At 47.1% G+C, this 13,593-nt stretch carries 13 protein-coding genes; all 13 read right to left on the reverse strand.

From position 1 onward, the window contains the following. The 13 genes from AMICO_RS08875 to gcvPB all read right to left on the reverse strand — a co-directional run bounded on the left by AMICO_RS08875 (position 1) and on the right by gcvPB (position 13,580). The gene (locus AMICO_RS08875; protein WP_013049120.1) at positions 1-816 is read right to left on the reverse strand and encodes a DUF3100 domain-containing protein; all 816 of its coding nucleotides are present in this window, start codon (positions 814-816) and stop codon (positions 1-3) included. 15 nt (positions 817-831) lie between these two features. Continuing rightward, positions 832-2,142: an amidohydrolase gene (locus AMICO_RS08880; protein ID WP_013049121.1), complete on the reverse strand. Its 1,311-nt coding sequence runs from the start codon at positions 2,140-2,142 to the stop codon at positions 832-834. A 321-nt stretch (positions 2,143-2,463) separates the two neighbouring features. Continuing rightward, positions 2,464-2,664: a hypothetical protein gene (locus AMICO_RS10210; RefSeq protein WP_041459387.1), complete on the reverse strand. Its 201-nt coding sequence runs from the start codon at positions 2,662-2,664 to the stop codon at positions 2,464-2,466. Next, positions 2,657-3,409 carry an ImmA/IrrE family metallo-endopeptidase gene (locus AMICO_RS08890; protein ID WP_013049122.1) on the reverse strand — a complete coding sequence of 251 codons (753 nt, stop codon included), beginning with the start codon at positions 3,407-3,409 and terminating at the stop codon, positions 2,657-2,659. Before AMICO_RS08890 ends, AMICO_RS10210 begins: the two co-directional genes overlap by 8 nt. Next, a complete protein-coding gene (locus tag AMICO_RS08895; RefSeq protein WP_013049123.1) occupies positions 3,406-3,750 on the reverse strand; it encodes a helix-turn-helix domain-containing protein in 345 nt (114 codons plus the stop codon). Before AMICO_RS08895 ends, AMICO_RS08890 begins: the two co-directional genes overlap by 4 nt. A gap of 196 nt (positions 3,751-3,946) precedes the next feature. Continuing rightward, on the reverse strand, positions 3,947-5,230 hold the full coding sequence (locus AMICO_RS08900; protein ID WP_013049124.1) for a TRAP transporter large permease: 1,284 nt from the start codon (positions 5,228-5,230) through the stop codon (positions 3,947-3,949). A gap of 15 nt (positions 5,231-5,245) precedes the next feature. Then, a complete protein-coding gene (locus AMICO_RS08905) occupies positions 5,246-5,725 on the reverse strand; it encodes a TRAP transporter small permease (RefSeq protein WP_013049125.1) in 480 nt (159 codons plus the stop codon). 23 nt (positions 5,726-5,748) lie between these two features. Further along, positions 5,749-6,744, reverse strand: coding sequence for a TRAP transporter substrate-binding protein (locus tag AMICO_RS08910; RefSeq protein ID WP_013049126.1), 996 nt, complete (start codon positions 6,742-6,744; stop codon positions 5,749-5,751). A 43-nt stretch (positions 6,745-6,787) separates the two neighbouring features. Further along, complete coding sequence (locus AMICO_RS08915; protein WP_013049127.1) at positions 6,788-7,963, reverse strand: pyridoxal phosphate-dependent aminotransferase; 1,176 nt, start codon at positions 7,961-7,963, stop codon at positions 6,788-6,790. Positions 7,964-7,979: 16 nt separating this feature from the next. Then, a complete protein-coding gene (locus AMICO_RS08920) occupies positions 7,980-8,942 on the reverse strand; it encodes a C-terminal binding protein (RefSeq protein WP_013049128.1) in 963 nt (320 codons plus the stop codon). A 17-nt stretch (positions 8,943-8,959) separates the two neighbouring features. Beyond that, positions 8,960-10,594, reverse strand: coding sequence for an amidohydrolase (locus AMICO_RS08925; protein WP_013049129.1), 1,635 nt, complete (start codon positions 10,592-10,594; stop codon positions 8,960-8,962). 247 nt (positions 10,595-10,841) lie between these two features. Further along, positions 10,842-11,990, reverse strand: a complete 1,149-nt coding sequence (locus AMICO_RS08930; RefSeq protein WP_013049130.1) for an ATP-NAD kinase family protein — start codon at positions 11,988-11,990, stop codon at positions 10,842-10,844. A 6-nt stretch (positions 11,991-11,996) separates the two neighbouring features. Continuing rightward, entirely contained in the window at positions 11,997-13,580 is a 1,584-nt protein-coding gene (gene gcvPB / locus AMICO_RS08935; protein ID WP_013049131.1) for an aminomethyl-transferring glycine dehydrogenase subunit GcvPB, read from the reverse strand. Positions 13,581-13,593: the final 13 nt, after the last annotated feature.

A 13,593-nucleotide genomic window follows, 5' to 3' on the forward strand; every position in this document is an offset into this window, starting at 1 on the left:
TTACACCTCCTTGTATTCTGGCTTTTCAGGGAACTCGCCGTATTTTATTTTATAAGTTCTTCGATAGAGCCATTCTGAGAGAGGCAAGGCCATCCATAGAGACATGTAAAGGCCGTCAAGGCCAGAGAGCATGTTGCTTGCCGCGCCAAGGGCCTGGATCTTGTCGGCGATATCAGGATACATGGCGCTCAGGGAACCGACGGAGGCGGTCATCATGCTGGCGCTTCCAACGCCGGAAGCCATTCCCAGAGCCAATGGATGGAAGATGTTAAGCGCTGCGGTAACAGTAGCCATAAGGCCATAAAAGATGGTTCCGAAGACTGTTCCGCAGATATAGACTCCCATTACCCCCTGCCCTTCAGGAGTATCGAGGCCATAGACGTCTCCGATGAGAGCTACGTTGGGCTCTCGCGATACAGAGTGGGCAGCACCGATTGCCTCCCTCTTCAGGCCGAGGAAAACCGCTATGGGAATACCTATGAGGACGGTTCCCAGATTGCCTAATTCCTGCAGAATAAGGGCCGGGCTTGTTTTGAGAATCATGGGCAGGTTGGGCCCCACAAGAGTGCCGTACCTCGCCATAAGAAGCATGAGGGTGACGCCGATGAGGCTGCCTGCGTCCACCATATCTTTTTGATTGACAACTTTGACAAATTTTGGCCCTAGAAGAGCCCCTATAATAAGAGCATAAAGCATTGGAAGAAGAACGATGGTGCCAATGCCAACCTTAAAAGAGTGAATGCCGATCAACTCTGCTATTACTACAAGGATGACAACTAAAGCATGAATCTTCCAGTTGCGAATTGCATCCTTCACCTTTTACCACTCCTTTCATATGTTGAAGTAACGCTCCAGAGTCTGAAGATATTCTTCTCGTGACATAAGAGGACGGTGGGCTTTAAGCAGTTCACGCCCCTTCTCTGCCCCGTTGCATAAGAGATCTATAACAGTTGTTGCCATAACCTTTGCAGGAAGAATCACCGCTGCATCGTAATCCACTACCCTGAAATCACCGGAATGGAGGGCTCCTGCAACCCCGCCGAAATAAGGATGGATAGCGGGCATAATGTGGCAGATATCCCCCATGTCGGTAGAGGCATCGAAGTGGGGAGCCGTGGCGATATTCTGATGGGGGAGGAAGCTCCCGGCATTCGACTCAAAAAGGCTGTTCATGGCGGCTGAGCAGGCGAGGGGAAGGTATCCCGGAATTGTAACTATTTCGGTTTTGGCCCCTACTGCATCGCCGCCAGACCTGAAGGCACGGTCGAACTTTTCGTGGGTGCTGTTGATGGCATCCATGGTTTTGCCCCGCACATAGGCTTCGAGACGAACGTCGGCAGGGATGGTGTTTACAGAGTCGCCTCCTTTAGTGATGATGAAGTGGACTCGAACGTGGTCGTCGTCGCGAAAAGTTTCTCTCATAGAGTGCACTGCGTTGATGCCGAGAACCGCGGCGTTAAGGGCGTTGATGCCTTCATGGGGGGCTGCGGCGGCGTGGGTGGCTTTTCCCATGTAGCGAATGGTTTTGGCAATGAAGCCATTGCCCGTCTCGCCAATCATGAACGAGGGATGGGGCATGTTTGTTCCGGCGTGAACCATCATGGCCATGTCTATATCGTCGAAGGCCCCCTGATAGACTAGCTCTTGTTTGCCTCCCAGGAAATGGATCTCTCCTTTTTGGCGGCGCTCCATTCGCTCTTGAATTTCGATAAACTCCTCTGCCGGCACCCCCATAAAGCAGATGGATCCGTCAAGTTCTTTTGCCGCGCTGGCCCATGTAAGGCCCATGGCAGCGCCAAGCATTGTGCCTATTTGCAGGTTGTGGCCGCATGCGTGGGCCGCATTTGTGCCTTTCACCACTTCCGGGTGGTCTGGGCTGATAACCCCGTCAAGCTCTCCTAAAATAGCCACTGTTGGCCCTGGCCGGCTTCCCTTCAATAGAGCTTTTACGCCTGTTACCGCCAATCCCGTCTGGACGGGGAGACCGAGGTCTTTTAAAAAAGCTGCAACGACAGAAGAGGTGCGGTACTCCTTGAATCCTAATTCTGCGTGGCTGCCTATCTCGCGAACGAGAGAGAGAAGGTCTTCTTTTTTCTCGTCAATACACTGACATACCTGATCTTTAAGATGTTGTACATTCATGGTGACACCCCCTACTGAGCGGAGAGTTAGCTCGTTTTGTCATTATAACTCTTTTTTTATTGAGACGTATATTTAATTTTGATAGACAGAATATTAGCTATTTTGTGCTGTGATGTGAGTTGGTGTTGGCATCGTCGAATACTGAAGAGATTTTGAGAAAGGCAAACATTGAAAGCTACCTGATTGCGCAGCACCTTTGTATAATACACTGTTGACTAAATTTTATCTACTCTATAGCATTTTTGTTTATTTTTAGGGTTTTTAACATTGGATGGAGGCAGGGGCGCTTGCGGGCAGATGGGTTGGAGTATTTTTTTATTTTTAGTTTTTTAGTTTTTTAGTTTTATATTCCGTAAAGGTTGAAGTCGGCAAGATATGGGGGATACTAGGGTTACAAAGCTCATCGGAAACTTGCTTTGGCAGAATAATTCTTTCTGGGTAAAGGGTTAATAAAATTTTTTCTTCTTTCACCCATAAAAAGGAAGAAATACAGCCGGTATCAAAAAATAGTTTTTTAATCATAGTTTTCTGGAGGATTGAGCCCGTATATAATATCCCCCCTAAATCCTTCCAACATAATCTCTTCATATTTACCAGTAGAAATCAGTTCTTTATCTTTCAACTCTTCAGCCAGCTTGATATATTTTCCAAAGGTAATGTGCTGTTTATCTTCTGGCAACGGGCGATATAATTTGTCATCAAACCCCAGCCTTATTGCGGATGATATTATGCCTGTTTTCATTGTATTAGCTTTTTCTTGGGTGATATACCCATCATTAACCAATCGCCATAAAGTTGCCTGCCTGCTCAACCCATAGTGTTGCTCTATCTTTACGATATCATCAACGTGCAATGTCTGTTTTTCTTTTTTCAGCTTATTTTTAATAAAAGATGTCAATGCCTCGTAAGGTGCCAAAAAATAGGATGCAAAAAGATCCGCTTCTTTTTCTTGAAGATCCTTTTGAGCCTCAATATCTTTTGAACACACAATACTTTTAAAATCTTTATGAAAAAATAAATGATACAGCTCGTGAGCAATAGTGAAGCGCTGTCTGCCGTAAGTCGAAGTCGAATTAATACAAATGATTTTATTGTTCCCATCCCTTATGCACATTCCGCTAACCCGATTGCTCATAGGATAAAGCACAATGGTCAAATCGCCGTTGTTGTGGAGCAAGGAGAAAACATCAATGGGGGAATCCGTATCTTCTCCAAATAGCTTGCGTAAATAGATTGCTTCCCCGTTGATTTCTATCTTCTCTTTCAAATGGATTCCTCCTTAAGCAGCTCTTCCATAAAGCGTAGGTTTAATGCTATTTTGTTCAACGCTGCTATAGCCTCCAAATCTTCCCTGGTAACGCTTTTTGCTCGAAAAGCAATAGACATTGGTGAAAATTCGCTTGTTAAGCCTACAATATATTCCACCGGACACCCAAAAAGTGATGCAGCTTTTTCTAAAATATCAATACTGAATTGCCGTTCATTTTTTTCACATTTCGAAATATAGCTCTGATCTACGTCTAGATAAGCTGCCATCTGGCCTTGTGTTAGGCCACTCTTGCTCCGCAACTCATTAAAACGCTGTCCTATCAATTCATAATTTAGCATCTCATCACCACCCCTCCGCCAATATAATACTCCGAGTCTGTCATAAATTCAACTAATATATTGCTTAAAAATATGACAAGCGGTGAGCAGCAACTCTAAAACTTTCTACTAGAGAATTAAAACATTCTCGAAAGAACGATATGGGCAAGGAAAAATGGAATTTAAAAAGGGCGGTTTAAGAGCCGCCCTGAAAGGATTATCGCATTAAAAGATTGACTAATCCCATGCTGATGCCCGGGAAATATGTAAAAAGAGCCAGACAGACGACCATGGCTCCCACAAAGGGGAAGATCTTTTTGGATATGCTGTCTAACTTTTCCCCAGAAACAGCTGATGCTACAAAAAGATTGGCCCCATAGGGAGGGGTAATAAAACCGATGGCGAGAGCAAGGGTCATGACCACTCCAAAATGGACAGGGTCGATGCCTATCTGTTTTATGACAGGGAGAAAAATAGGCGTCAAGATGATCATGGACGATATGTTATCCACAAAGCATCCTACAACAAGAAGCATCAGGTTGATGAGAAACAGGATGATCCACGGTTCGCTAGATACTGTGATGATCCACGCCCCCACCCGCATGGGGATCTGCTCCATGGTGAGATAGGTGGCAAAAGACATGGAAAGTCCCAGCATGAATGACGTGGCGCCGTTCACCATCACCGCATCCCTAAAGGCTGCTTTGGTGGTTTTGTAATCCAGCTCCTTATAGATGAACTTTCCTATAAAGAGAGCGTATACCACAACAACCACAGCCGCTTCGGTGGGAGTAAATATTCCCCCGTAGATGCCGCCCATAATGATGACCGGCACAAGCAGGGCCCAGAAGCTGTCAACAAAGTTTTTCATAAAATACTTGAGTCCCAGTGTCTTGTCAGAGCGAGGGTATCCATGTTTTTTAGCAGAAAAATAAGAAACGATCATTAAGGCAATGCCTATGATGATACCCGGAATGACTCCCGCAACAAAAAGCTCTCCCACTGAAGCTCCCGATACGACGCCAAAAATGACGAAAGGAATTGAGGGAGGGATAATGACGCCGATAGAGCCAGCGGCAGCGGTAAGGGCGGCGGCAAAGGCTCCTTCGTATTTTTTGGCCCGCATTTCAGGGATCATAAAAGATCCAATGGCTGACACTGTTGCAGGGCCAGACCCGGATATAGACGCAAAGAACATGCAGGCTGTGACAGTGACCATGGCAAGACCGCCGATAAGAAAGCCCACAAGGCTTTCCGCAAGGTTAACGAGCCTCTTTGAAATTCCGCCATAACCCATGAGCGATCCCGCCAGCATAAAGAATGGAATGGCAAGGAGGGGAAAAGAGTCAAGCCCCGTAAAGGCCGTCTGTGCTATCATGGTCAAGGGAATAGGGCTCGTTAAGAACATGGTAAGCGCGGTGGCCAATCCCAGAGCAATGCCGATGGGAAGGCTTAGCGCGAGAAAGAGGGCGACAAACCCGAAAAGTACAGCTATATCCATCGTACGCCCCTCCTCCTACTCATATCTTTTCTCTAAAAAGCCGCTAAAGAGCCTAAAAGCCAGCCGCAGCGCCATAAACAGACATCCCACCGGCACGGCAGCATAGGCCAGGGCCATAGGAATTTGCATGGCTGCGGACAATTGACCCCGCGTCCAGTTCAGATTTGTAACAATCCACCCTTGATAGACGAGGAATACGCTAAAGCCTAGCCAGAGAACGAGAATTAGAAACTCCAGGTAGTACCGCACCCGTACGGAGAGCTTATCCACAAGAAATTCTATCCGCAGGTGGCGGTTGCTCTTAAAGGCATAGCCCGTGCCGAGCCAGGTGAGCCATATAAAAAGATACCTTGCCAGCTCTTCGCTCCACGTAAGAGAATTGGCAAAGACATATCGCATAATAACTTGTAAAAAGATGATGATAACCATGAGGGCTAAAATACCGCAAAGCAGATTTTCCTCAAGGTCGTCCAAAAAGGTCTTTAAACGCTTCATTCAATACGAACCCCCTGTGGTTCTTAAGATGCCTCCTCACCTTTCAGGATCATGTTCAGAAGATCTGTTCCTATCTTAGACTCAAACTCTTTATATACTGGCAATGTGGTTTTTTTGAAAACCTCAAGTTCTTCTGGCGTCAGCTCATTGACCTTCATGCCATGATTTTTCAGCTCCTGGAGCATCTGTCCCTCAAGTTCCACAGTTGATTTCCGTTCTCCGTCCGCATAGAGTTTGCCAGCGTCGAGAACAACTTTCTGAAGGTCTTCTGGCAGGCGGTCAAAGAATATGGTGCTTACCACGAGGGGAGCCACAGCATACACGTGCCCCGTGAGAGAATAGTACTCCTGCACTTCGTAGAACTTTGAAGAGTAAGTGAGGGTTATGGGGTTTTCCTGAGCGTCCACGGTCTTCTGGGCCAAAGCGGTGTAAAGCTCTGAAAAGCTCATGGGGGTGGGGCTTGAACCAAGGAGTTTAAAGGCTGCGATATGGATGGGGTTCTCCTGGGTTCTGATCTTTAGTCCCTTGAGATCTTCCGGTTTTGTTATGGGACCGCGGTTGTTTGAAATGTGCCTGAATCCATTAACTCCATAGCCGATAATACGCATGCCCTGGCTCAGGAGGGCCTCTTTCAATTTTTCGCCAAGAGCGCCGTCAAGGTGTTTGTAGGCTTCTTCGTGACTTTTGAAGATAAATGGAAGCTCAAAGATGTTAAATCTTGGGTCAAAGGAAGCGATGGTCGTAGTTGGCAACACTCCACACTCTATGGTTCCAAGCTGCATGGCTTCTGTGGCCTGTCTGTCTCCGCCAAGCTGGGCGTTGTTATGGATGGAAACGCTTATTCTTCCGCCAGAGTTCTCTTCTACATACTTTTTAAATTCATGAAGCATGGTTGTTGAGGGGTGGGCGTCACTCCCTACAGAGTGTACTTTCATTCGAAACTCAGAGGCAGCCAACGCTGAGTGTGCCGACATGACAAGTAATGCGAGTGCTACTACAGAAATAAGAAATCTCTTCATCGTTTATTCCCCTTCCTATTTAATAGTTGACGTTTATGAATGCTCAACCTCTTATTTTTTCGTTATAAAGGGCCACAAAGCCCTCCATGGCCTGGCGCAGATCTTCAGCCGGAATAGCATAAGCTATTCGAACGTGATTGTCTATTCCGAAGGCGTTTCCGGGAGTAATGGCAACTCCATAGCGTTCCATGAGTTCTTTGGCAAAATCCAGGGGCTTCATGTTGAGCTTTTCTATTGATGGAAGAACGTAGAAGGCTCCCTGGGGGTCGGGGAACTTAATGCCCGGGCATCGATTCAGCGCCGATACCACAATGTTCCGCCGCTCTTTGAAGGCCGCCACCATTTCTTGCGTATGGGCCGCTCCGCTCTTGTAGGCTTCGGCGGCTCCCACCTGAGCAAAGGAATTAGCGCAAGAGATGGTCATAAGGTGAGCTTTGCTTAAAAAGGGAAGAACCGGTTCCGGCGCCATAAGGTATCCAATGCGCCACCCTGTCATAGAAAATGTTTTTGACGTAGAGCTGACGAGGATAACCTGCTTTTTCATTTCAGGATAGCTGGCAATGCTCACATGTTCGTTGTCGTAGATGAAATCAGAGTAGCATTCGTCAGTGACAACCCAGATATCCTTACCCTGAACGAGCGCTATGAGCTCTTCCACATCGCCACGATGCATAAGAGCGCCGGTAGGGTTATTGGGCGAGTTTATGATGATCATTTTGGTTCTCGGAGTAAGAGCCTTTTTTATGGATTCCATATCGAGCTGGTACCGATTTTCTAAAAATGACGGAATCATGACTGGCACCGCACCAGCCAAAAGAGCCTGTTCTCTATATGAAACAAAACAGGGGGTCGGCAGAATAATCTCGTCCCCCGGATTCAAAAGGCCCATCATGGATGTCAGGAGGGCTTCCGAAGCGCCGCTGGTGACAATGACGTTTTGAGGCCCAAAGAGGCAGCCCTTCTTTCTCTCATGCTCTGCAATTGCTTCCCGCAAGCTTGGGATTCCGTTCATGGATGTGTAGTGAACAAACCCTTCCTCAAGAGCCTGTATGGCTGCTTTTTTTGCGCACTCTGGGGAATCGAAGTCGGGACGGCCTATTTCCAAGTGATAAATTTTCTGCCCCTTGCTTTCCAGTTTTAAAGCCGCTTCAAAGATGTCTCGAATGCCCCCTTCAAAGGAACATTGCTGCATGCGAGCGCTTTTCTCATATAACTTCATTCAGATCCGTCCTCTCTTAGTTAACCCTGCCCACAGGTCGTTTTCCAAGAAGTGCATCTCTGACCTCCTGGGCCGGCACTGTTCGAAGCAGATGTAAAGAATCCTGGCTATACCACGCCGTATGTGGTGTAAAAATGATTCTGGGCTCCTTAAAGAGCGGAGCCTCAAGATCAGGTTCCCACTCGTTCTCAATAACGTCAAGGAATGCGCCTGCGACTATTTTTTCCCTTATGGCCCAAAGCAACGCTTCTTCATCGATGAGAGAACCTCGGGAGGTATTGATGACAAACATACCCGGCTTCATATGAGCGAAGGTGTTTTTATTGAGAAGATGGTGGGTTTCTGGTGTAAGGGGCACGTGCAAGCTGATGATATCGGCAGTCTGAAACAGCTCTTCAAGGGTATTTTTTCCTTCTACGCCAAGCTCCGCAGCAGCGTCTCTGTTGAGGTAAGGGTCAAAAGTCGTGATATTTCCAAAGATACCCTTGGCCTTTGACGCCAAAAGCTGACCTATTTTACCGAAGCCGATTATGCCGAACTCCATGGCGCCAACCCTTTTTGGGGCCGGGAATGAGAGGTGAGACCACTTTTTTTCGTTCTTAATGACATGGTTGAAGAACGGGATGTATCTGGCAAGGCACAAAGCGGAAGCCAGCGCATGGTCCGCAACTTCCCTAATATTGAAACCTGGAGTATTGCAGACCTGGATGCCCCGGGCCGTGGCAGCTGGGATGTCAATATTGTCGGTTCCCATTCCTTGGCGTACAACAACCTTGCATTTTTCCAACTTATCGAGGACTTCTTCTGTTATTGCAGCATCTGCGATAATGAGCCCGTCAATTTCAGGCAGCATTCTTTCGAAATCTTCTTCTGTTTGGATGTTCATCACCTGGGCATCGATTTCTTTGAGTATTTCCTGTTCTATTTCTACTCCATTCTTGTTGACGACGCTAAATATGCCAACTTTGTATTTCCACATTCACAATGCCTCCTGCCTTAGCGGATATCTTTTATGTGAGGCCAGTTCTCTATATTCCCGTAGCTGAGCTTGCCGTCAACGAAGGTGTAAAGAGATTCTGTGTCTTTTAATTGCTGTACGGGCATGGTAAAGGGATCCCCGTCTATGATAGTGAAATCGGCAAGATAGCCCTCTTTGATTTTTCCCAGGATATGGCCCATCCCCGCCGCTTCTGGGGGATTGACGGTGTAGATGCGAAGGGCCTGTTCGAGAGTGAGCGTTTCATCTGGATTGAGGTAGCTCAAAGGAGTGCCGTCCATTTCGCTGCGTGCTACGGCCGCCCATATGCCTAACCATGAGTTTGGAAGCTCCATGGGGCAATCACTTGACCCAGTGAGCAACAGGCCTGTTTCGTAGAGGGTTCTAAAATTATACAAATAAGGCAACCGGTCAGAACCAAGGCGTGACGGGGCCATCACCCTGTCTGTGTAAGACTGGGTTGGCTGAATGTCTGCCACAATGGGAAGGGTTTTGAGCTCTTCTATTTGTTCAGGATGGCAGACTATAAGATGGTTGAACCTGAAGGGCAGGGCCGGTTTTTCTATGTTCGAAAGAAGCCGTTTTACAACCCGGATGCCCTGCTCTATGGCAGCATCGCCGATCATGTGGATCTGAACCTGGATTGAACGGCTGGCGGCGTCATACAGAAGGTTGTAAAGTTCGTCATCAGAGTAAAGGAGGATTCCTTTTTCATCTGCTTTGTCTGAATAGGGAGAAAGAAGGGCTGCAGTGTGCCCGCCTAAGGATCCATCGAGAAAAACCTTTAACCCGCCGTAGCGAACCCAGGTATCGCCAAATCCAGTGCGGAATGTAAAGTTTGGAAGGGCGTCATGGTATGTGTTCACCCGAATTGGCAATGCGCCTTCCTCTGCGAGACCCTGAAAGGCAAAAATATCTTCTCCCAAGCCGTATGACCGGGCATCGCTGGCATGAACAGATGTGGTTCCTGTTTTTGCCACGATGAATCCGGCCTCGGCAACGCCTTTTTGCATCTTTTCGGGAGTCTCATACTCTTCTTCTACACGTCTTAGAAGGGGCATTGCCGCCCGTTCAAAAATATTGCCTGTGAGTTGGCCAGAACTATCCCGCTCCACTTCATCAGAGGAAAGGTTGGGAGATTGCAGAAGCCCTCCCTTTTCAAGGGCCCAAGTATTGGCTACGTGGGCGTGGCCGCAATATCGGCTTAGAATAACGGGATGAGGCAGATTTAAAGAATCAAGCACGGAACGGGAGAGTTTTTCGGGTTTTTCCCAGTTCATTTCGTTGTATCGAACGCCCCGTATCCATGAACCTGCAGGAACCTGGCGGGCATAGTTTTTAATAGTTTCTAAAAGCTCGTCGAGGGAGCGGATATCCTGAAGATCAAGATATAGATTCTGTTTGGCGAAAGCTGTGAAATGAAAGTGAGCATCTGATATACCTGGCATAACAAGATTGCCGTTGAGATGTAACTCAGTGGTTTTTTTATTTTCTGCCTTTTTTGCGGCGTTTCTAACTTCCTCTAGGGTACCGACAGCGATAAAACGGTTTCCCTCCACAAGTAACGCCTCTGCAAAGGGCTTATCCGAATCGCCTGTCCAAACTTTTCCTCCATAGACAAGAAGTTGTTCCATTATTTTTCCTCCTATCACCATCGTGAGCATCTTACCAAAACTCTATATGATAAGTATTTGTAGCGTGAATTTTTTAAACATACAATGGATAATAATACCAAAGAGAAGGGAATGGTGCCAGGTCTTGAAAATGTGCAATTGTGTCAGAAGCATGCTGTAATGGGAATGTTGAGATAAAAGACAGGGGCCGCTCAGATCAACTGAGCAGCCCCTGCTATTACCTGTGTCTTACTCGTGAAACTATACGCTAATGCACATTTTCAAGACCTGGCACCACTACGTTATACATTACGTATTCGTTGTACCCCGTAATGAGGCGCATGTAACCAGAAAACTTTTGGTCAATAGAACTGTCGCCGGTATCTATGAGCAGCGGAGAACCTTCTAAAGCATGAAGCTTTGCCGGCGTGCAGAGAACAAGAATATCGTTACGGGAGAAAAAACGAAGAACTTTTGAACTTATCTGCTGATTTCCTCGCCCTAGAAGAAAACCTTGTCCCCCGATAGGAGTAATTATGAGCTTTCGCTTTTCGTATTGAGCACAGAGTTTTAAGAGCGCCTCTTCCGAAAGGTCTTTCTCAACAAGCCGTTTGTTAACAATACAATCGACGCCCAAAAGGGAGTAGTCAAGTTGAAGGACGGTCATTACAGATCGTGTTGTTGTTCCGGGCCCTATGACATAAAGCGTGTCGGAATTCATTTCGTTGGTAACAACATGGGCCGCTATAGCCTGGTGAAGCGCCTCTTCTGATATCGAGCTCCCGGCTTTAAGGCGCTGTACCCTCCTCTTTTCAAAGGGAATTTTGAGGTATCCATAGAGTTTGGCCGTAACAATGCCCTTTCTGAAAAGGTCTTCATCAATATCCATGACCTCCGCACTTTTTTCCCGTGTTTCGCTACCATTTAAGTACAAGAGTGCCAGCTCTCCCGCCTGTTGGGGGGAGCAGCCAAAAACGGCAGAGTGTATTTTTACTCCCGAGGGGATTCCTAATACTGTGAGATTTGTTTTTACACTTTCGTAGATGTCACGGGCTGTGCCGTCCCCTCCTGCAAAAAGCAGAAGATCTACCTTTTGATCGAGCAGTTCTTTTGCGGCCCTGAGGGTATCATCTCGTGTGGTGTTTTTTTCAGAAACTATCCCTTTCAGGAGGGTCTGGGTTGAAAAACCCCATTGCTTTGCCACGGTTTCACCCATATCGCCGGGAAAGGTTATAATTTGTATCTGCTCTTTTATACTTAGAAGCTGTTTTAAAGCCGCAGCGGCACGACCTGGAGAATGGGGGGCGGCTCCCATTTCCAGAGCGCGCGATAATATGCTGAGGCCATCGGTTCCCTTGAGCCCAACCTTGCCACCCATGCCCGCTATTGGATTTATGATCAGCCCCAGCTTCTTCATTTTGATTTATTCCTCTGTTTCTTTTTTCTCAAAGTATCCCTGATATTTTTTATTGTAGACCCGCCATGTGATGGCCCATTTTTCCGGATCGTCAAAATACTCATGATGTACATGGTGGATCGTGCTGTTGTGAGGTGCTGTCTTCACAATCTCCGGGTTTTCGTAAGCTTCCTTCACAATCTGTTCTGTAATGGCAAGGAACTCGTCGAGTTCTTGCTTGGAATAAGATTCCGTAGGTTCGATAGTGAATGGTTCCGGTACAATCCATGGCTCATGGCTGGTCCAGTAATGAACGCCAAAATCGAACATCCTGTTCTGAACGTCGTTTGTAGTGATGCCTGTTTCTTCTTTTAGTTTCTGCCAGCTGTAACGAACCTGTTCAATACGATGCTCCCCTTCTGCATAGGGTGCTGACGCTCCCCGAATGGCCAGAATCTTTCTAAACATATAGTTGTTGTTTAAAACCGCTACTCTGGCAGCCTCTTTAATTCCATCGGCCCCCAAGGCTCTAACCCATGCGTAAGCCTTAAGAATGGCCGAGATGGTTCCGTAGAAGTTTTTGTTTTTTCCAATGGTATGGGCAAGGTCGTTATTCAAGAAGAAAGCCCCTGTCTCCAGATTCTTTTCTACCACGGGAACAGGAAGGAAGGGCTTCAACATATCGGTAACGCCAACGGCTCCGCTTCCCGGACCGCCGCATCCATGAGGAGCGGAGAAAGTTTTGTGAAGGTTGAAGAAGCAAATGTCAAAACCGGCTTCCCGGGCCCTGGTAATGCCCATAATGCCGTTGAGGTTGGCCTGGTCGTAACTGCAGAGTCCGCCAACGCTGTGCACCAGGTCTGTGAACTCCTTAATGCGAGAGTTGTAAATGCCAATGTCTTCAGGGTTTGTAATCATGAGAGCCGCGGTACGTTCCGACACGGCATTTTTAAGGGCTTCGTAATCCGGCCGCCCATCTGCACCGGGGTAAATGGTGATTACCTTGAAGCCTTTGAGTTTCGCCACAGCTGCATTTGACGGGTGGGAATAGATGGTTGTGATGATTTCATCTTTGGTTTCCGTCTGTTTGGTATGTTCAACCCAGGCCCTGATAATAGAAATTATCGAATAAAGGGCCTGAGAGCCGCCGCCTGTTTGCAGGGAGAAGGCATCCATGCCGGAAATGGCTCTCAAGGCATGATCCATGTTATAGATAATTTCGAGAGCTCCCTGAACTGTAGATTCATCCTGATAGGGATGAAGTTTGCTTATTTTGGGATTGCGTGCCAATTCTTCATTTATTTTAGGATTATATTTCATGGTGCAGGTTCCTTGCCCAATGTCGATATTAAGATCAGCGCCAAGGTTTTCCTGGGATAGGCGCAGATAGTGCTTCAACACTCTCATCTGCCCCATTTCAGGAAGATTTGCATAGTCTGAACGAACCATGTGGGAGGGAAGTTTTGCCATAGCATCTTTTGTGCTGTTCTGAATGCCTTCCTCTATTTCAGGCAAAAGCACTCCTCGCTCACCTGGCGTAGAGAGTTCATAGATAATAGGCTCATCCCATCGAGCCTGATGGAAGTCTCTCAGTTTGGTTTGCATATTCATTCCCATGAGTGTT

Origin of the sequence: Aminobacterium colombiense DSM 12261 (assembly GCF_000025885.1) — a bacterium.
Classification (GTDB): domain Bacteria; phylum Synergistota; class Synergistia; order Synergistales; family Aminobacteriaceae; genus Aminobacterium; species Aminobacterium colombiense.